20 protein-coding genes are annotated in these 19,292 nt (G+C 55.6%); 12 read left to right on the top strand and 8 right to left on the bottom strand.

The window, feature by feature from the left end; genetic code table 11:
- Window positions 1–15 precede the first annotated feature (15 nt).
- Together apt and DW56_RS15760 are read right to left on the bottom strand one after the other, a co-directional pair.
- Entirely contained in the window at window positions 16–567 is a 552-nt protein-coding gene (gene apt, locus DW56_RS15765) for an adenine phosphoribosyltransferase (protein ID WP_024551950.1), read from the bottom strand.
- Between the two features lie 148 nt (window positions 568–715).
- Window positions 716–1,093, bottom strand: a complete 378-nt coding sequence (locus DW56_RS15760; RefSeq protein WP_024551951.1) for a DUF454 family protein — start codon at window positions 1,091–1,093, stop codon at window positions 716–718.
- Window positions 1,094–1,159: 66 nt separating this feature from the next.
- Here DW56_RS15760 and priC point away from each other — a divergent pair, with 66 nt between their 5' ends.
- Together priC and rsmS are read left to right on the top strand one after the other, a co-directional pair.
- The gene (gene priC / locus DW56_RS15755) at window positions 1,160–1,687 is read left to right on the top strand and encodes a primosomal replication protein PriC (protein WP_024551952.1); all 528 of its coding nucleotides are present in this window, start codon (window positions 1,160–1,162) and stop codon (window positions 1,685–1,687) included.
- A 32-nt stretch (window positions 1,688–1,719) separates the two neighbouring features.
- Entirely contained in the window at window positions 1,720–1,878 is a 159-nt protein-coding gene (gene rsmS, locus DW56_RS21820; protein ID WP_049294373.1) for a pleiotropic regulatory protein RsmS, read from the top strand.
- A 29-nt stretch (window positions 1,879–1,907) separates the two neighbouring features.
- On the opposite strand, the gene mscK is transcribed toward rsmS, so the two are convergent.
- Both mscK and acrR read right to left on the bottom strand, forming a co-directional pair.
- Complete coding sequence (gene mscK, locus DW56_RS15750) at window positions 1,908–5,285, bottom strand: mechanosensitive channel MscK (RefSeq protein ID WP_411431225.1); 3,378 nt, start codon at window positions 5,283–5,285, stop codon at window positions 1,908–1,910.
- 106 nt (window positions 5,286–5,391) lie between these two features.
- Window positions 5,392–6,027 carry a multidrug efflux transporter transcriptional repressor AcrR gene (gene acrR / locus DW56_RS15745; RefSeq protein WP_024551954.1) on the bottom strand — a complete coding sequence of 212 codons (636 nt, stop codon included), beginning with the start codon at window positions 6,025–6,027 and terminating at the stop codon, window positions 5,392–5,394.
- A gap of 144 nt (window positions 6,028–6,171) precedes the next feature.
- Here acrR and acrA point away from each other — a divergent pair, with 144 nt between their 5' ends.
- From acrA to DW56_RS15725, 4 genes are all read left to right on the top strand, one after another.
- Window positions 6,172–7,419, top strand: a complete 1,248-nt coding sequence (gene acrA / locus DW56_RS15740; RefSeq protein ID WP_024551955.1) for a multidrug efflux RND transporter periplasmic adaptor subunit AcrA — start codon at window positions 6,172–6,174, stop codon at window positions 7,417–7,419.
- Between the two features lie 22 nt (window positions 7,420–7,441).
- On the top strand, window positions 7,442–10,591 hold the full coding sequence (gene acrB / locus DW56_RS15735; protein ID WP_024551956.1) for a multidrug efflux RND transporter permease subunit AcrB: 3,150 nt from the start codon (window positions 7,442–7,444) through the stop codon (window positions 10,589–10,591).
- Between the two features lie 439 nt (window positions 10,592–11,030).
- The gene (tomB, locus tag DW56_RS15730) at window positions 11,031–11,405 is read left to right on the top strand and encodes an Hha toxicity modulator TomB (protein WP_024551957.1); all 375 of its coding nucleotides are present in this window, start codon (window positions 11,031–11,033) and stop codon (window positions 11,403–11,405) included.
- Between the two features lie 28 nt (window positions 11,406–11,433).
- A complete protein-coding gene (locus DW56_RS15725) occupies window positions 11,434–11,652 on the top strand; it encodes an HHA domain-containing protein (RefSeq protein ID WP_024551958.1) in 219 nt (72 codons plus the stop codon).
- Here the strand turns inward: DW56_RS15725 and DW56_RS15720 are convergent.
- Window positions 11,649–11,882 carry a hypothetical protein gene (locus tag DW56_RS15720; protein ID WP_024551959.1) on the bottom strand — a complete coding sequence of 78 codons (234 nt, stop codon included), beginning with the start codon at window positions 11,880–11,882 and terminating at the stop codon, window positions 11,649–11,651. The genes DW56_RS15725 and DW56_RS15720 overlap by 4 nt on opposite strands.
- A 28-nt stretch (window positions 11,883–11,910) precedes the next feature.
- Between DW56_RS15720 and maa the strand changes: the two genes are divergently transcribed.
- On the top strand, window positions 11,911–12,462 hold the full coding sequence (gene maa, locus DW56_RS15715) for a maltose O-acetyltransferase (protein ID WP_024551960.1): 552 nt from the start codon (window positions 11,911–11,913) through the stop codon (window positions 12,460–12,462).
- A gap of 118 nt (window positions 12,463–12,580) precedes the next feature.
- Window positions 12,581–13,084 carry a YlaC family protein gene (locus DW56_RS15710; RefSeq protein ID WP_024551961.1) on the top strand — a complete coding sequence of 168 codons (504 nt, stop codon included), beginning with the start codon at window positions 12,581–12,583 and terminating at the stop codon, window positions 13,082–13,084.
- Between the two features lie 35 nt (window positions 13,085–13,119).
- On the opposite strand, the gene ykgO is transcribed toward DW56_RS15710, so the two are convergent.
- From ykgO to DW56_RS15700, 3 genes are all read right to left on the bottom strand, one after another.
- A complete protein-coding gene (gene ykgO, locus DW56_RS21815; RefSeq protein ID WP_049294377.1) occupies window positions 13,120–13,260 on the bottom strand; it encodes a type B 50S ribosomal protein L36 in 141 nt (46 codons plus the stop codon).
- Window positions 13,261–13,264: 4 nt separating this feature from the next.
- Window positions 13,265–13,525: a type B 50S ribosomal protein L31 gene (locus tag DW56_RS15705; protein ID WP_024551962.1), complete on the bottom strand. Its 261-nt coding sequence runs from the start codon at window positions 13,523–13,525 to the stop codon at window positions 13,265–13,267.
- Between the two features lie 164 nt (window positions 13,526–13,689).
- Window positions 13,690–15,594 (bottom strand): methyl-accepting chemotaxis protein, encoded by a 1,905-nt coding sequence (locus tag DW56_RS15700; protein WP_024551963.1) that lies wholly within the window; start codon window positions 15,592–15,594, stop codon window positions 13,690–13,692.
- A 375-nt stretch (window positions 15,595–15,969) separates the two neighbouring features.
- Here DW56_RS15700 and DW56_RS15695 point away from each other — a divergent pair, with 375 nt between their 5' ends.
- The 4 genes from DW56_RS15695 to DW56_RS15680 are packed head-to-tail and all read left to right on the top strand — an operon-like array spanning window position 15,970 to window position 19,281.
- Window positions 15,970–17,007 carry an isopenicillin N synthase family dioxygenase gene (locus DW56_RS15695; protein ID WP_024551964.1) on the top strand — a complete coding sequence of 346 codons (1,038 nt, stop codon included), beginning with the start codon at window positions 15,970–15,972 and terminating at the stop codon, window positions 17,005–17,007.
- Window positions 17,008–17,030: 23 nt separating this feature from the next.
- Complete coding sequence (locus DW56_RS15690) at window positions 17,031–17,837, top strand: MetQ/NlpA family ABC transporter substrate-binding protein (RefSeq protein WP_024551965.1); 807 nt, start codon at window positions 17,031–17,033, stop codon at window positions 17,835–17,837.
- A complete protein-coding gene (locus tag DW56_RS15685) occupies window positions 17,834–18,625 on the top strand; it encodes a methionine ABC transporter ATP-binding protein (RefSeq protein ID WP_024551966.1) in 792 nt (263 codons plus the stop codon). The genes DW56_RS15690 and DW56_RS15685 overlap by 4 nt, the downstream gene beginning before the upstream one ends.
- Window positions 18,622–19,281 carry a methionine ABC transporter permease gene (locus DW56_RS15680; protein ID WP_161808555.1) on the top strand — a complete coding sequence of 220 codons (660 nt, stop codon included), beginning with the start codon at window positions 18,622–18,624 and terminating at the stop codon, window positions 19,279–19,281. Before DW56_RS15685 ends, DW56_RS15680 begins: the two co-directional genes overlap by 4 nt.
- The last annotated feature ends 11 nt before the right edge of the window (window positions 19,282–19,292 follow it).

The raw sequence follows: 19,292 nt of genomic DNA, 5'->3' as shown, positions 1-19,292 counted from the left end.
TCCCGCGTTTTGCCATTAATGACCAGGGAACGGCACAAGGCTGTAGCAGGTAATGCCCTGTTTGTTCAGACGCGCTTCGCCGCCAATATCGAAAAGATTAATGATAAAAGCCGCGTCAGTCACTTCGCCGCCCAGACGACGGATAAGCTTCACGGTCGCCTCGATGGTGCCGCCGGTAGCGAGCAGATCATCGACGACCAGTACTTTGTCGCCCGGTTTAATGGCGTCGACATGAATTTCCAGCTGATCGGTGCCGTATTCCAGCTCGTAGCTTTCAGCGATGGTTTCACGCGGCAGTTTACGCGGCTTGCGCACCGGGACGAAACCTACGCCAAGGGCCAGCGCCACAGGCGCGCCGAAGAGAAAACCACGCGCTTCGGTGCCGACCACTTTAGTGATGCCAGCGTTCTTATAACGCGCTACCAGCAATTCAATGCTCAGGGCGTAGGCTTTCGGATCTTCCAGCAGGCTGGTTACGTCACGAAACAGGATGCCCGGTTTGGGATAATCCTGAATGCTTTTGATGCTGTTCTTAAGGTATTCAAGCTGCTGCGCAGTCGCGGTCATGGATAGTTGCCTGATAAAAACGGTATTACTCACAGGGCGAATAATGCGAAAAGGGCAGATCGTTCAGCCTTTAACCACTCGCGCCTGTACTCGAAAACGGTCGAATTTACTGGCTGCGCGCCGCAATTGCAACAACTGCAATGACGCTTCAGGGCTTTTGTTGCTTTTCATCAACAACCGGAATGCGCCACATAAAAATCAGCAGTCCGCTTAGAATGCAAAGCAGCAGCATGCGCACCCAAAAAATATTCACCACCCAGAGCGAAATGGCAAAGGTCGCCAGAATAAACGCAACGGCGCGCGGCTTCGCGCCTCGCGGCATAGCGCGGTGCTGTTGCCAGAAACGCAGATAGCCGCCAAACCACGAACGGTAAAGCAACCAGTGGTGAAACGTCGGGGAGGAGCGGGCAAAGCACCAGGCGGCCAGCAATAAAAAGGGCGTAGTGGGCAGCAAAGGCAGCACGACGCCGAGTGTGGCCAGGGCTACCGCCAGCCAGCCGATGATGAGTAAAATGGTCCTTTGCATAAGCCTTCCCACATCAAGAAGAGCGTTACTGTAGCACAGCTCGCCCCGGGCTTTGCGGAGATGAGAATGAAAACCGCCCTATTATTACAATCGTTACAGGCGCATGTGGCGCAACTTGCCGCCCTGCTCGCCCCGCTGGCGCCTCATCAAACGCTCAGTCCCCGATTTGATCGCCAGCTTTTTCGCGCGCGCACCACCCGCATTGGCGATTATCTTGCCGAGATTAAAATCAATCTCGCTCAGCTTGAGGCCTGCGTGGCGCAAAATCATACCGAGCAGGTCGCATGGCTTGCACAGCGTCTGGCCGAACAGATAGCCGCGTTACAACGTGAGGCGGCGACCTGGCCGCTTCGCCGCTACGACAGCGCCCATCTCGCCGCAGGCCGCATGAATGCGCGGCTGTTGCAGCATCAGGATTATGAACGGCGGCTGATGATGATGAAAAACGAGCGCGAGCAGCGGCTGGCGCAGGAAACCACCTTAAACGGTCAGCAGCGTTTGCAGCGGGAGGTTGAAGCGCTGAACGGGCGTCTTGAACGCTGTCGCGCCGCGCTGATGAAAATTGAGAATGCGCTTTCTCGCATGACGCGCTAAAGCTTAAAGGATGAATAAAAGAGGAGACCGCGATGTCGCTTGAGCAAGCCCCCGACGAAGTTAAACTCGCCGTCGATTTGATTATGCTGCTGGAAAACCATCAGATCCCGGCGCAAACCGTGCTGGCGGCGCTGGAGATGGTGCGTCAGGATTATTTACGCAAGGCCCGCGAAGAGCGGGAACAGGCATGAAAAAGGCGGCCTGAGCCGCCCTTTTACGTTTATCCGGCAAGACGCTTGTCGTCGCCCGCCTCTTTGCCTAAACCACGCTTCACTTCAGTATGCTGCTCGCCCTTTTTATTATGCAGGTGAACTTCAAGCTGATTGAACGCGATATTGATACCGTTTTCGCGACACAGCCGGTCGATAGTGCGGTTAAGCTCATCCACCGTATAGCTGCGATCGCGCAATTCGCGCACATACAGACGCAGCTCATGATCCAGCGTGCTCGGGCCAAAAAGCGTAAAGAAAACGGCAGGTTCCGGATCGTGCATCACTTTCGGATGTTCCATCGCCGCCTGTAGCAGGATAGCCTTCACTTTATCCAGATCCGAGCCATACGCCACGCCAAGGCGGATCACCACACGCGTGATTGTATCGGTCAGCGACCAGTTAATCAGACGCTCTGTAACAAACGCCTTGTTAGGGATGATCACCTCTTTACGGTCAAAATCGGTAATGGTGGTGGCGCGAATACGGATTTTGCTGACGGTTCCCGAGAATGTGCCGATGGTCACCGTATCGCCAATGCGCACCGGACGTTCAAACAGGATAATCAGACCGGAAACAAAGTTACCGAAGATTTCCTGCAAGCCGAAGCCCAGACCCACCGACAGCGCCGCCGCCAGCCACTGTAATTTATCCCAGGAGACGCCGAGCGAGCCGAATACGGTCATCGCCCCTGCGGCGATAATCACGTAATTGAGGATAGTGGTGATGGCGTAGGACGCCCCCTGACGCATTTTCAGGCGCGAGAGCACCAACACTTCCAGCAGGCCCGGCAGGTTGCGAATGAGCGCCCAGGCGACGGTGAAAGCCACCAGCGCAAACAGGATGCTGCCCATGGTCACGTTTTTCGTTACCGCCGCCCCGGCTTCAGTGCCGTTGTAATGCCAGAGTACAATGCTGTCGAGATAGGCGAAAACGGTGATTAAATCAGACCAGATAGCCCAGAACACAAGACCAAACAGCGCGAACATCACTAACATGGTGATGCGCAGCGTCTGCTGGTTCACCTGATCCAGCGCAAGCGACGTTTCTTCTACCGGCTCCGCCCCTTCCGCGCCCTCTTTCACCAGGTTTTGCCGACGCGCCAGCGCGCGGCGGTAGGCGATACGACGCGCCGCCACGCTCAGGCCGCGCAGTACGGTCTGGTAAAGCAGGTTCCAGATGATCACCAGATAAACGGTCTCAATCCAGCGACCGGCAAGGCGCAGCGTCGTGTAGAAGTACCCGGTTACAGTAAGCACCAGCAGCGCCACCGGCACGATGGAGAGCACGGTTACCGTGACCAGACGCATGGTATGCGACTCTTTATCGCGCCAGCTTTCCCGGCACATCGGCCACACCAGCGCGGCGATAAGCAGCAGGTTTAAGAAGATCATGAACTGACCGAGCACGTCATCCATCAGATGCAGCGGCGACAGTTGCGCGACGACAGACCAGAAGAGCAGCGGCAGCAGCGCGAGGCTTACGCGCACAATCTGGCGACGCCAGTGGCTGGTGAGCGCAGAGGGCATCGCGAAATGGCTTACCGCCATGCCTTCTTTCTCCAGCACTCTCCAGCAGAGGCCGAACACCAGCCAGAACAGCGCCAGCTCTTTACTAAACGCCCACAGCAGGTCGCTGATGTTGAGCTGCATCACGTAGAGGATCAAGCCCACCGCGAGGATAATCAGGCAGACCGGCAGCGCGCGGACAAGGTTGATGAGGATCGCCTTTGGCGTGTGCAACTGGCTGTCGTTGCGCAATTGCCCTACTTCACCGGCAAGCTTCGCCAGATACTGACGCAGCCAGCTAAAGCGCCAGCGAATCAACCCGGCGATAAGCAACAGCGGCAGCCCGGCGAGAAACGCTTTCACCATCGCCGGCCAGGCTTTTTCCCAGTTGAAGGTGATTTTCATCCCTTTGATCTGATCGTGCAGCGCTGTCGGAAACGCTTTTATCCACTCCCAGTCCATCGGGCGGTTACTGTTAACCCAAAAGATCTGCTGAGTCAGTATCTTTTGCAGGTTGGTGCTGACGCTCATTAACTGCTGCTGATTGATTTGCAGGTTAATGGCCATCATCAGCTGGTTGCCCAGCTGCTTGTTGAGCTGGTCGAGCAACTCGCGGCGCATATCCACAACCTGCAACAGCGCGTCGTGCACGTCGTCGTTTACTTCGTCGGTATGGCCTTCTTCCAGCTTGCTGACGAACGCCTCGTTCTGGAAGAGCGCGTCGCGCTGCTGGTTGACTTCAAACTGTTCAAGACGCAGGTCCGCGATGCGGTTGGTCATGTCCTCCAGTTCATCGGCCGAAGGCAGCGTTTGCTGCTGCTGATAAAGGATACGCGAAAGCAGCAGGCTGCCTTTGAGAACCGAAATCTGCTCTTTCAGGGTTCGCTCAGACTGTAACGCCCGGTCGAGCCAGTTTTTAACGCGGATATTCTGCTGCACCAGCTCATTGCCGCTCTGAGTGGCGGTAATAAGACGCTGGCTGAGCTGATGGTTAACGTCCAGCTCCTGCTTCACCAGCGGGTTGTTCTGAATACGGCTGGCGTCTTCCGGCGTCACCGCTTCCTGCGCGGTTTTCTCGGTAATAGTTAACCGCTTGCTGTTTACCGCCTCCTGCAACAGCTGGAGCTGATGCTCAAGACGATTAATATGCGCGGTGGTGTAGTCGCGCTGTTTTTGCAGCGAATCCTGTAATGTGGTGTTGCCTTCAAGGCTTTTACGTTGCTGTTCGATCTGCGCATTCAGCAACGCCTGCTGAGCCAGCAGCAACGCCTGTTGGGAAGTGCGTAGCGCCTCTTCGCCCGGCGCCGTGCCGTTCAGACGGTTGCGAAGCTGTTGAAGCTGTTGAGACGCGGCGTACATGGCATTCTGCACCCGCTCCGGCTGGGTTTGCAGGGAAACCAGCTGGCTATTGAAGGTAGAGAGATCCGCCTGTGCGGACTGCAAATCGTCCAGCACCGCGCTGACACGCGTTTCCAGGCCGCGCAGAGAAAGCGCGTTAAGCATCTGGCGGGTCGCTTCATCGCTCTCCTGGTTGCTCAGGGCGTTGAGGCTTTCCGTCGCCTGGCGCATTTTTTCGGGCGCCTGCGCCACCTGCTGGCGGAGTTGTACGGTTTCTTGTTTTACGCGCTCGATTTTATCGAGCGTTTCCAGCGTTTGGGTCAAATCCTGCTGCGTGAGTTTATCCTGCGCAGACAGGTTTTTTTGCTTACCGAGCGCGTCCAGCTGCGCCTGAACTTCCGCACGCGCAGGAATTTCGCCTGGCGTCTGTGCAAAAGAGGAAGCGGGCAACAGCGTGCCGAACATCATAATGATGGCGAGAAAAATAACGGAAACCGTGTTCCGCAAAGAGGTGTTGAGCTGCATAATCGTTGAGAGTGTCATTACGGGCCGCGAAAGGGTTTCGCAGCCGCCTGCGTGGCGCAGAGAATATCACGCCTTCTGTCCCCGGAATAGCGAAGCGCTGAGCCTCCAGGAGAAATCCAACCTGCTAGTTCGCGCGCAGCGTTGGGCAGTAGTGGTACATTTCGAGAAGTATCGCCACAAAGGTTCGCGCTTCGCTTTGCAAATCAAACAGTTCTGGTGCGAAAAGCCAGTTTTCCATTAACCCGGAAATGTAGCTGCGCATGAGAATAGCGGCGCGGCGAATCAATAAATTTTCCGGTAATAAGCCTGCCTGCACGCAATGCTGCAAGCTTTGCTCGATGCGTTCGTTGCTTTCAAGGCAAAGATTTCGGTGCGCCTGTTGCGCTACCGCCATTTCGCCGACAAACTCACATTTATGGTAAATAATTTCCATCATCAAACGACGCCGCTCCTCGCCTGCTGTCGCTTCGAGTATGTGGACCAATATTTCTCTCAACACTGAGAGTGGATCGTCGGGAAATTTTGCCCGATACTCATTTTCAAGATCGGCAATACTGGCTTCTGATAATTCCCAGATCTCGCTGAATAAATCCGACTTGTTTTTGAAATGCCAGTAAATAGCACCACGCGTAACCCCCGCGGCTTGCGCGATATCGGCAAGCGAAGTAGCCGAAACACCCCGTTGCGAAAACAACTTTAAAGCTACGTCCAGAATGTGTTGTCGCGTCGCCAGCGCCTGCTGTTTGGTTTTTCGTGCCATGAGTCGGTGAAAATAGAGGAGTCAGATTTACATACATTTATGAATGTATGTACCATAGCACGACGATAATATAAACGCAGCAATGGGTTTATAGACTTTTGATCCATTGATCAATTTTTGGAATCGGACACTCGAGGTTTTGATATGAACAAAAACAGAGGGCTCACGCCTCTGGCAATCGTTCTGATGCTCTCAGGCGGCCTGGCGCTTACAGGATGTGACGATAAGCAGGAACAGCAGCAAGCGCCTCAAGCGCCGGAGGTTGGTGTTGTCACGCTGAAAAGCGAACCTCTACAAATCACCACCGATTTACCGGGGCGCACCAGCGCATACCGCGTAGCGGAAGTTCGCCCTCAGGTAAGCGGCATTATTCTGAAGCGTAACTTTACGGAAGGCAGCGATATCGAAGCGGGTGTCTCGCTTTATCAGATTGATCCCGCCACTTATCAGGCGACTTACGAGAGCGCGAAGGGCGATCTGGCGCGAGCGCAGGCTGCCGCCAACATTGCCCAGGTGACGTTAAAACGCTATCAGCGCCTGATCGGCACGAAGTACATCAGCCAACAAGATTTCGACAACGCGCAGGCGGAAGCCCAGCAGGCGAATGCCGCTGTCGTGGCCGCGAAAGCCGCTGTAGAAACCGCGCGCATCAACCTCGCTTATACCAAAGTGACCTCGCCTATCAGCGGGCGCATTGGTAAATCCAACGTCACGGAAGGGGCGCTGGTGCAGAACGGTCAGACGACCGCGCTGGCCACCGTGCAGCAGCTTGACCCGATCTATGTTGACGTTACGCAGTCAAGCAACGATTTCCTGCGCCTGAAACAGGAGCTGGCTAACGGCAAGCTGCAACAGGAAAACGGTAAAGCGAAAGTTGAACTGCTGACGCAGGACGGCCAGAAATTCCCGCAGCAGGGCACGCTGGAGTTTTCGGATGTGACGGTAGACCAGACCACCGGTTCTATTACGTTGCGCGCGATTTTCCCGAACCCTGACCGCACGCTGCTGCCGGGCATGTTCGTCCGCGCCCGTCTGGAAGAAGGGGTTAACCCGAACGCCATTCTGGTGCCGCAACAGGGCGTAGCCCGTACGCCGCGCGGCGACGCGACAGTCATGGTGGTCGGCGCCGGCGATAAAGTGGAAGTGCGTCCCGTGACCGCCTCTCAGGCTATCGGCGACAAGTGGCTGGTGACCGACGGCGTTAAAGCGGGCGACCGCGTTATCATCACTGGCTTGCAGAAAGTGCGTCCAGGCGCGCAGGTAAAAGCGCAGGAAGTCACGGCTAACCAGGAAAACCAGCAACAGCAACAGAATCAACAGCAGAACCAGCAACAAGCTGGCTCCGGCGAAGCCGCCAACGCAGGCGGTCAGTCTGAGCAACCGAAGTCTTAACTTAAACAGGAGCCGTTAAGACATGGCTAAGTTTTTTATCGATCGCCCCATCTTTGCGTGGGTGATCGCCATTATCATCATGCTGGCGGGGGCATTGTCCATTATGAACCTGCCCATCGCGCAATATCCTTCTATTGCGCCGCCAGCCGTGACGATTAACGCCACCTACCCGGGCGCGGACGCGAAAACGGTGCAGGATACCGTCACACAGGTTATCGAACAGAACATGAACGGTATCGATGGCCTGATGTACATGTCCTCCACCAGCGACTCCTCGGGTACCGTCCAGATAACCCTGACGTTTGAATCCGGTACTGACGCAGATATCGCGCAGGTGCAGGTGCAGAACAAACTGCAACTCGCCATGCCGCTGCTGCCGCAGGAAGTACAGCAACAGGGCGTAAGCGTTGAGAAATCTTCCAGCAGCTTCCTGATGGTGTTGGGCATGATCAGCACCGACGGGTCGATGACGCAGGAAGATATCGCAGACTATGTCGGCGCGACTATCAAAGACCCCATCAGCCGTACCACCGGCGTGGGCGACGTGCAGCTTTTCGGCTCGCAATACGCCATGCGTATCTGGCTTGATCCGAACAAGCTGAATAACTTCCAGTTGACGCCGGTTGACGTTATCAACGCCATTAAAGCGCAAAACGCCCAGGTCGCGGCGGGTCAGCTTGGCGGCGCGCCGCCGGTAAAAGGCCAGCAGCTTAACGCCTCGATCATCGCGCAAACCCGTCTGACATCCGCAGATGAGTTCAGCAAAATCCTGCTGAAAGTGAATCAGGATGGCTCGCAGGTACGTCTGCGCGACGTGGCTAAAGTAGAGCTGGGCGGCGAAAACTACGACGTTATCGCGAAGTTTAATGGTCAGCCTGCATCAGGCCTCGGCATTAAGCTCGCTACCGGCGCGAACGCGCTGGATACGGCGGAAGCCGTGCGTTCGACTATCGCCGAGCTTGAGCCTTACTTCCCGGCCGGCCTGAAAGTGGTTTACCCGTACGACACCACGCCGTTCGTGAAAATTTCAATCAACGAAGTGGTTAAAACGCTGATTGAAGCTATCGTCCTGGTGTTCCTGGTGATGTACCTGTTCCTGCAAAACTTCCGCGCGACGCTGATTCCAACCATCGCCGTGCCGGTAGTCTTGCTGGGTACGTTCGCCATTCTCGCCGCGTTTGGTTACTCGATAAACACCCTTACCATGTTCGGTATGGTGCTCGCTATCGGTCTGTTGGTGGATGACGCCATCGTCGTGGTGGAGAACGTCGAACGCGTTATGGTGGAAGAAGGTCTGCCGCCCAAAGAGGCGACGCGTAAATCCATGGGCCAGATCCAGGGCGCGCTGGTAGGTATTGCGCTGGTGCTCTCCGCGGTATTTATCCCGATGGCTTTCTTCGGTGGCTCCACCGGCGCTATCTACCGCCAGTTCTCTATTACCATCGTTTCGGCCATGGTGTTGTCAGTGCTGGTGGCGTTGATCCTGACGCCTGCGCTCTGCGCCACCCTGCTGAAGCCTGTCGCTAAAGGCGATCATGGCGAAGAGAAGAAAGGCTTCTTCGGCTGGTTTAACCGCATGTTCGATAAGAGCACGCACCATTACACCGACAGCGTAGGCAATATCCTGCGCAGCACTGGTCGTTATCTGCTGCTTTATCTGATCATCGTTATCGGCATGGCCTACCTGTTTGTGCGTCTGCCAAGTTCGTTCCTGCCGGATGAAGACCAGGGCGTGTTCCTGACCATGGCCCAGTTGCCTGCGGGCGCTACGCAAGAGCGTACTCAGAAAGTGCTCGATGAGGTTACCGACTACTACCTGACCAAAGAGAAAGCGAACGTTAACTCTGTCTTTACCGTTAACGGCTTTGGCTTCTCTGGTCGTGGTCAGAACACCGGTATTGCCTTCGTGTCGCTGAAAAACTGGGACGAGCGCCCAGGCGATGAGAATAAAGTTGAGGCAATTACTGGTCGTGCGATGGGCCGTTTCTCGCAGATTAAAGACGCGATGGTGTTCGCCTTTAACCTGCCGGCGATTGTAGAGCTGGGTACGGCTACCGGCTTCGACTTCGAGCTTATCGACCAGGCGAACCTTGGCCACGAGAAGCTGACCCAGGCGCGTAACCAGCTGCTTGGCGAAGCGGCTCAACACCCTGACCTGCTGACCCAGGTGCGCCCGAATGGTCTGGAAGATACGCCGCAGTTCAAAATCGATATCGACCAGGAAAAAGCTCAGGCGCTGGGCGTCTCTATCAGCGATATCAACACAACGCTGGGTGCGGCGTGGGGCGGCAGCTACGTAAACGACTTTATCGACCGCGGTCGCGTGAAGAAGGTTTACGTTATGTCTGAAGCCCAGTACCGCATGCTGCCGAGCGATATCAACAGCTGGTTTGTCCGCGGCGCTGACGGCCAGATGGTGCCTTTCTCCGCCTTCTCGACTACTCGCTGGGAATATGGCTCGCCGCGTCTGGAGCGTTATAACGGTCTGCCAGCCATGGAAATCCAGGGTCAGGCGGTGCCAGGCAAGAGTACCGGTGAAGCCATGGCTATGATGGAAGAGCTGGCGTCGAAGCTGCCGACCGGCATTGGCTATGACTGGACGGGCATGTCCTATCAGGAACGCCTCTCCGGCAACCAGGCCCCTGCCCTGTATGCTATCTCGCTTATCGTGGTCTTCCTGTGTCTCGCCGCGCTCTATGAGAGCTGGTCGATTCCGTTCTCGGTTATGCTGGTGGTTCCGTTGGGGGTTATCGGCGCGCTGCTCGCTGCGTCGCTGCGTGGCCTCAATAACGACGTTTACTTCCAGGTGGGCCTGTTGACCACTATCGGTCTGTCGGCGAAGAACGCCATTCTTATCGTGGAGTTCGCCAAGGATCTGATGGAGAAAGAAGGCAAAGGTCTGATAGAAGCGACGCTTGAGGCGGTGCGTATGCGTCTGCGTCCGATTCTGATGACCTCGCTGGCGTTTATCCTTGGGGTAATGCCGCTGGTTATCAGCTCCGGGGCAGGCTCTGGCGCGCAGAACGCCGTTGGTACGGGTGTAATGGGCGGGATGATTACCGCTACCGTGCTGGCTATCTTCTTCGTGCCGGTCTTCTTTGTGGTCGTGCGACGTCGCTTTAGCCGCAAGAGCGAAGACATAGAGCACAGCCATACGGTTGAGCACCATTAATCATGAAGGCCGCGCAAGCGGCCTTTTCTTTTTACGCTTCTTATTCCTCGTTTAACCGATGTCTATTCTTTCCGACATACCTATTATCATTAAGGTTATTAATATTCATCATCAATAAATACTAAGATTATTCTCATAAATAAGACGCCAGTATTAGAGACTATTTCACAGAAAAAAGAGTTCAGTTTAATTAGCGTTAAGCACGGTTGATAACCGAGGCGTAAAGGGCCGTAAGAAACAGCAGATATTAATCTTTGCCTATATGAGTAAGAGGTTGTGACGATTAATTGTAATTTTTCGTAATAGCGCCAGGAAAAATTCAATAGCCTGCTTTATAGTTAAAGTAGATTGAAAATCGAGACCGAAGCCTTCATATAAGTGAAGTATCTGCCCCTCAGCCGTCATCTGGTAAAAATTTTCGCTAAAAAGGGGGTTGCGTATGGACGAATACTCACCAAAGCGGCATGATATAGCCCAGCTAAAATTCCTCTGTGAAAGCCTGTATCATGACTGTCTCGCGAATCTGGGTGAGAGTAATCATGGGTGGGTTAACGACCCGACTTCCGCGGTCAACCTACAGTTGAATGAACTGATTGAGCATATCGCCAGCTTCGCACTTAATTACAAAATTAAGTATGAAGAAGACACGGTGCTGATTGAACAAATTGATGAATATCTGGATGATACTTTTATGCTGTTCAGTAATTACGGCATTAACGCGCAGGACTTGCAGAAATGGCGTAAATCCGGGAATCGCCTGTTTCGCTGCTTCGTCAACGCCAGCCGCGCGCATCCGGTGAGTCTCTCTTTCTAAAACTATTACAGCCATTTAAGGTGCAACGATGTCTACCAAACCACTAACAAAAATCGACTATTTAATGCGACTGCGACGCTGTCAGACTATCGACACCCTCGAGCGCGTTATTGAAAAGAATAAATACGAATTATCCGACAATGAACTGGCGGTTTTTTATTCCGCTGCTGATCATCGTCTTGCAGAACTCACTATGAATAAGCTCTACGACAAAATCCCTACCGCTGTATGGAAGTTTGTTCGTTAATTTTTTGTAATATCGTAGTTTTGCACACCTTCTATTAGTCCTGCTGCGCCAGCGTTTTGCATGGCGTTATGCTTTTGTTGTTGATGCCATGTTAGTGTCGAGCCACTGGTCGGGTTAACCGCGCCGGTCGCCAGCTCCATTAACATGGCTCTGTTGCTGTTTCTGATATAGCAGCACTCTTTTTGTTTGCCATATTTTTTCTCATTATTTTGTATTACCTTACATGCCATCTTTTCCGGCCTTGCCAGGTATAAAAATATGAGCGAAGAAAAAAGAAAAATGATTGCAGGCGAACTTTATCGCCCGCAGGATCCTGAATTAAAAGCCGATCGCCTGCGCGCCAGACAGCGGCTTCACGCCTTCAACCACAGCGAGCCGGAAGAGACAGCGTTGCGCAAACAGCTTTTGGCTGAGCTGCTTGGCGAAGGCGAGGATGCCTGGTTCGAGCCGCCCTTTCGCTGCGACTACGGCTATAACATTGTTGTCGGCAAAGCGTTTTACGCCAATTTTGACTGCGTGATCCTGGATGTTTGCCCGGTCCATATCGGCGATAACTGCATGTTAGCGCCCGGCGTTCATATTTATACCGCCACACATCCTCTTGATCCGGTGGAGCGCAACAGCGGTCTTGAGTTTGGCAAACCGGTAACCATTGGCGATAACGTCTGGATCGGCGGGCGGGCTATTATTAACCCGGGCGTGACAATCGGTAATAACGTGGTGATTGGTTCCGGCTCTGTCGTCACCCACGATATTCCTGATAACAGCGTTGCTGTCGGTAATCCGGCCCGCGTTATCAAAACGCTTTAACCCGTAAGGCGGTCAACTGTTATAGGTATTACGACGCCTTCTGTTACTTTTTTACGCCTCAGCGCGTGCGTAAAATAACCTCTACTCGTCCTTGCGCAACGCAACAGAAAGGTTTTGCATGACAGAAATACAGCGCCTGCTTATCGCCACAATTGACGAACTCAATCGCCGTGAAAAGCGCGACAACCGTCCGCGCTTTAGCATCAGTTTTATCCGTAACCATCCCTGGCTTTTTGTCGCCATGTACGCAGGCTGGTTTGCCACGCTCGCGGTAATGCTTCAGTCTGAAACGCTGGCGGGCTCCGTCTGGCTGCTGGTAGTGCTTTTCGTTCTGCTGAACGGCTTTTTCTTTTTCGATGTGAACCCGCGCTATCGTTATGAAGATATCGACGTGCTGGATTTACGGGTTTGCTATAACGGGGAGTGGTATAACACGCGCTTTGTGCCGGCTTCTCTGATTGAGGAAATCCAGCATTCGCCGCGCATCAGCGAAGCGCAAAAGGCGATGCTGAGCAAAATGCTTACGCGTAAAGGCGAGCTCTCTTTCTACGATATCTATTCTCTGGATAAAGGCGCAGCGCCTGCGCCTGCATCAACCACCGCGCCCGTGCCGGCGCGTTGATGTAAAAAACCCTCGCCTGCTGGCGAGGGTTTCGCTTAACGCCGTTTTTTCCTGCCCTGCACCGCCTTAAAGCGCGGGTTAGATTTACAAATTACATACAGCCTTCCCTTACGCCTGACTATCTGGCAGTCCGGATGACGCGATTTGGCGTTACGTAATGAGTTCAGCACCTGCATGGGATCACCCTCTTTTTACATTCATAAAGCCTGCATAGCGCTGACGGAAGCGGGCAGCGCTGCCTTCAGTAGAGAGCGTTTTCTGACGCCCGGTGTAGAACGGATGCGACGCTGAAGAAACGTCTATGGTGACATACGGATACGTCACGCCATCCAGCTCAATCTCGCGCTCGGTTTTGATGGTCGAACCGACTTTGAAATACTCGTTCGCGCTGGTGTCGTGAAAGACCACGGTGCGGTAATGGGGATGAATATTCGCTTTCATGCCTGCCTCAATAGATACGTTATAACATAACAATATCGTAAGGGCGGCGAAGGCGGATTGCAAGAGGCGGGAGAAAAATGAAGGGAAGAATATAAAGGGACAAAAATGAAGGGACGAAGATGAAGAGAAGAAAAAGGCGCGCCGTGACAACGGCGCGCCTGGCATCAAAGACGGAAGCCCGCTACCACCAGGTCAAGCTGCTGCGTCTGTTCGGTCATAGAGTGAGAAGCCGCCGAAACCTGCTGCACCAGCGCGGCGTTCTGTTGCGTCGTGCTGTCGAGCTGGTTAATGGCGATGTTTACCTGTTCGATGCCCGCGCTCTGCTCCCGGCTGGAAGACATTATTTCGCCCATCAGCGTAGTGACGTTGCGCACCCCCTGCAACAGTTCATCCATGGTGGCGCCCGCCTCGGTCACGAGATCGGTCCCCACGTCAATATTGCTGACGGAGGTCTCGATAAGCTGCTTAATTTCGCGGGCCGATTGCGCGGAGCGTTGCGCAAGATTGCGAACTTCCTGAGCGACCACCGCAAAACCCCGCCCCTGTTCGCCCGCTCTTGCCGCTTCCACCGCCGCGTTAAGCGCCAGAATATTGGTCTGGAAGGCGATGGAGTCGATAACGCTGATAATATCCACCACTTTGCCGGACGACGCCTGAATGCTGCTCATGGTCGTCACAACCTGCTTCACTACCTCGCCGCCCCGCTCCGCCACCTGAGAAGCCTCGTGCGCCAGCTTGTTGGCATGCGCGGCGTTATCGGCGTTCTGGCGTACTGTGCTGGTCAGCTCTTCCATAGATGCCGCGGTCTGTTCGATAGAACTCGCCTGATCCTCAGTACGCGCCGAGAGATCCTGGTTGCCGGTAGAGATTTGCTGCGAAGCTGATGAGATAGCCCGCGCGCTGTCGCCTACCTGTCGCAACATGGTTTGCAGATAAGTAATAACGCCGTTGAAGCTGTCGATAATGGCGTTGAATTCCGGGCTACTGGTCGGCTCCAGACGCTGCGTTAAATCCGCTCCGCCCGCCGACAACCGGCTGATGTTGCGGTTTAAATCCGCAAGGCGGCGCATCAGTGAGCGGATAAACAACACCAGCACGCCGAGCAGCAGCAGCGCCATCGGGATCTGCACCATGCTCAGGCGCGTCATTATTGTGCTGGTTTGCTGAGTCAGCAGCGAAGTGGGCAGATCGACTGCGATAATCCACGGGCTGCCTTTGATAGCCTGCAACATCACCGTGTGCGACTCGCCGTTGTTATCATATTCATGCTCTCTGCCCTGCCCCGCCTGGCCGCTGGTCAGCATCCCTTTCACCGCTTGCGCCATCGGGTCATCGCCCATGGCGGAGAGGTTTTTCAGGCTGGCGGTTTTGCCAATCTGATCGGCGTTGCCGACGATTTTGCCGTCCGCCTCGACAATCAGCACGCGTCCCTGGATAGCCTCATCCATTTGCTTCGCCAGCTGATTGAAGAAGCCGAGCGTCACGTCGATGGTCGCCACGCCCCACGGCTCTCCCGCTTTGGTGATAGCCATGGCGCAGTTTGTGCGCGGCTGCGGGCTGGCGTCGTCCTGATAAGCGTTCGCCCAGGCGCACTGCCCGGCGGGCGCGGCAAGACCCGCTTTATACCAGACTTGCTCGTAATAACTGGGCGCCGCTTCCGAGTTCCAGTACGTGTTAACTTCCAGCTGACGGGTGCTGGCGTTGCGGGCAAAAAAGGTGCTGAACTTCTGGCGTCCCGCTTCGCGTTTTTCCGGCAGCGGCCAGATACCGCCGCCGAAGACATTCACATCCTGGTATTGGTCGACAAGCGATGGCAGCAGGCGCTCAATCTCTTCGCTCTGCATAGCGGCGGCGGTTTGGGTGACGGTGCGCATTTGCGCCTGCACGCGGTTCATTTGTTCCACAATGCTAACCGCCACGTTGCCCACTTCGTAGCGAATCAACTGGGTTTCGCTGCGTTTGATTTGCGGCGTGACGAAGAAGTGGATGACCAGCATGGTCACACCCGTCAACACGGCGAAAAAGAGACACAAAGCAACAATAAAACGGGACTGGGTTGTTTTTAACATTATCCATTACCTGCTGGCTGTCTGGCGGTGCGCCTTTGGTGGACAACGGCAGGCGAAGCGTAAACTTGAACAAAAAATCGTTTTTCGCCAAAGCTAATGATTTCGCGATGAAACTAACTCTCTGATCTGCCACAAGGCTTTCACGCACGCAGAAACATTCTGACATACTTTCGCTTATGCAGCGGATGCAAATGCTTCGAACCCGGGGCGCTCATAACTTAGACAATAACGGTATTGGTGAGGGAAAAAGGCTTCTGGCAGGGTAGAAAGCACTGCCAGACCACCAAAGGAAAACCACAATGTTGCCGAACCGCTGTTGCGCTCAACCGTTTACTGTGAACCGCACTTACCCTGTTTCAGCTTACGGAGAACATCATGAGCACCGCTTCCCTTACCACCCTGCCCCTTCTCGATCTCGCGAAGCTTAACGCTGGCGGCGCCGAAAAGTCGGCCTTTCTTGAACAGCTGCGCGTTGCCGCGCGTGACGTCGGCTTTTTCTATGTGATCAACCACGGCGTTGACGCCGCGCTTTCCCGGCGCGTGCAGCAGGAAGCCCGCCGTTTCTTCGCCCTGCCGGATGCGCAAAAGCAACAGGTGGCGATGATCCACTCCCCCCATTTTCGCGGCTACAACCGCGCCGCAGCTGAAATAACCCGCGGCAAGCCAGACTGGCGCGAGCAGTTTGATATCGGCGCCGAGCGCCCTGCCCTGCCCCTTAAAGACAACGACCCGCGCTGGCGTCGCCTGCAAGGGCCGAACCTCTGGCCTGAAACGCTTCCCTCGCTCAAGCCGCTGCTGCTGAGCTGGCAAAGCGAAATGACGCAAATGGCGTTAACCCTGCTGCGCGCCTTTGCTGAAGCGCTCGCGCTGCCGCAAAACGCTTTCGACCCGCTTTATGGCGACAAACCCAACGAACACCTCAAGCTGATTCGCTACCCCGGTCAGCACGCTTCGCAAAGCAACCAGGGCGTTGGCGCACATAAGGATTCCGGTTTTCTGAGCTTTTTATTGCAGGATGAGCAGAAAGGCTTACAGGTAGAGGTTTCGCCGGGCCGCTGGATAGACGCCGCGCCGCTGCCCGGCAGCTTTGTGGTGAACATTGGCGAACTGCTGGAACTGGCGACCAACGGCTATCTGCGCGCCACGGTACACCGCGTGGAATCGCCGCCCGCAGGCCAGGAGCGTCTCTCCATCGCCTTTTTCCTCGGCGCGCAGCTGGATGCGGTTGTACCGGTTTACGCTTTGCCCGAAACGCTTGCCCGCGAAGCGCAAGGTCCGGAAAGCGACCCGCTTAACCCGCTGCTGCGCGATGTCGGCTGGAACTACCTGAAAGGCCGTTTACGCTCGCACCCCGATGTGGCTGAACGCTATTACCGTGACGTCCTGCGCCAGAGCGCGGAAATCATCGCCTGACGAACTAAAAAGGAAAACTGCTTATGAAACATGCCGCTTTTACGCTGGCAGGAACCGCGCTGTCGCTTTCTCTGGCCTTCTCCGCTTTCGCCGCCGGGCCGCTTCGCATTGCGGCGGATCCGGTGCCGCACGCTGAAATCCTTAACTTCATTAAGAAAATTGACCCGAAACTCGACTTACAGGTGGTGGAGCTTACCAGCGGCGTAAATGCCAATGAGCTGCTGGCGAACGGTGACGTAGACGCTAACTATTTCCAGCATGCTCCCTATCTGAAAGACCAGGAAAAGGCGCTCGGCAAAACCTTCGCCATCGCCGCCACGGTCCACATTGAGCCGCTCGGCATCTACTCACGTAAATATAAAGATCTGGCATCTGTGCCGGAAAACGCCACCGTCGCCGTACCCAATAACGTGACCAACTTAAGCCGCGCGCTCTTCCTGCTGCAAAGCCAGGGGCTTATCAAGCTCAAGCCAGGCTTTAGCGATCCGGCGAACGTCCTCGCCACGCCGAAAGACATCGCTGAAAACCCGAAAAAACTTAAGATCCTTGAAGTGGAGTCGCCGCAGATCCCCCGTACGCTGGATGATGTCAGCCTGGCGGTGATCAACGGCAATTACGCGCTGGAAGCGGGGTTGACCCCTGCTAAAGATGCGCTGGGGCTTGAGAGCGCGGAGCATAACCCGTACGCCAATATTCTGGTCACCAACCCGAATCTGGCAAGCGATCCGCGCATCAAAGAACTGGCGAAAGATCTACAGTCGCCGCAGGTGGCGCAGTTTATTCGCCAGCACTACAACGGCTCGGTGATCCCGGTGGCGCCGCAGTCATGATCGTCATCGAGCGGCTGAGCAAAGTGTACGCCGGAGAAGGCCGACCGGCGCTGAACGAGGTTTCCCTGACCGTGCCGGATGGCGCAATCTACGGCATTCTGGGCCGCAGCGGCGCCGGTAAAAGTACGCTTATCCGCTGTCTCAACCTGCTGGAGCGGCCCACATCGGGCCGCATCCTGATGAACGGCCAGGAGATTACCCGGCTCGGCCCCCGGGAGCTGCGCCAGCATCGCCAGCGCACCGGCATGATCTTCCAGCATTTTAATTTGCTGCATGCGCGTAATGTTGCCGACAACGTGGCGGTGGCGCTTGAGATAGCGGGCGTTCCCCGCGCGCTGAGAGAGGCGCGGGTGGCGGAGCTGCTCTCGCTGGTGGGGCTTAGCGACAAAGCGCGGGCTTTTCCTTCCCAGCTTTCCGGCGGGCAAAAACAGCGGGTTGGCATCGCCCGGGCGCTGGCCGCCCGGCCCGATTTTCTGCTGTGCGACGAAGCCACTAGCGCGCTGGACCCGGAGACAACCGCCTCGGTACTGGATCTGCTTGCCAGTATTAACCGCCAGCTTGGCCTGACCATCGTGCTGATAACCCATGAGCTGGAGGTGCTGAAAGCGATTTGCGACCACGCCGCGCTGCTGGAAAACGGCGAACTGGTCGAAAGCGGCAGTCTGGGCGAACTGTTGCAAACGCCCTGGTCAAGGCTGCGCCAGACGCTGGTGCGCGACAGCGTAACCCAGCAGGCATTTTTACGCCGCCACGGGGTGGATGAGAGGACATTATGGGACGTAGCATGAGCTGGGAAGAGGTCTGGCCGATCCTGCTTAACGGCACGCTGGAAACGCTTTATATGGTAGGGCTTGCGGCATTGCTTACCGTGCTGGTGGGGTTGCCGGTCGGCGTGTTGCTGTTTATCTCCCGCCGCAACGGCGTTTATCCGCTGCCGCACCTGAATGCGCTGTTGGGCGCGATAATCAATATTGGCCGTTCGCTGCCGTTTATCGTGCTGCTGGTGGCGCTCATCCCTTTCACCCGCCTGCTTATCGGCACCACGCTTGGCAGCACGGCGGCGGTAGTGCCCATTACCATCGGCGCGTTTCCCTTTTTTGCCCGGGTGGTGGAAAACGCGCTGGATGAGGTGGATAAAGGACGCATTGAAGCGATTTTGTCGATGGGCGGCACGGTCTGGCACGTTATCGTCAAAGCGCTGCTGCCGGAAGCGCTGCCCGCTATTTTGGCAGGCATTACGCTTACCGTCGTGATGCTGATTGGCTTCTCTTCCATGGCGGGCGTTATCGGCGGCGGCGGGCTGGGCGACCTCGCCATCCGCTACGGCTATCAGCGCTTTAATGACCAGATCATGGCAGGCACCGTGGTTATCCTCGTGGCGCTGGTGCAACTGGCGCAGTCATGCGGCGACAGGCTGGTGCGCCGCCTCGCCCATCGCCGTTAACCTGCCCCCCG

Origin of the sequence: Franconibacter helveticus LMG 23732 (assembly GCF_000463115.2) — a bacterium.
GTDB classification, from domain to species: Bacteria; Pseudomonadota; Gammaproteobacteria; order Enterobacterales; family Enterobacteriaceae; genus Franconibacter; species Franconibacter helveticus.
Note: the sequence above shows the minus strand (reverse complement) of the source record. Positions and strands in the feature narration are given on the sequence as shown.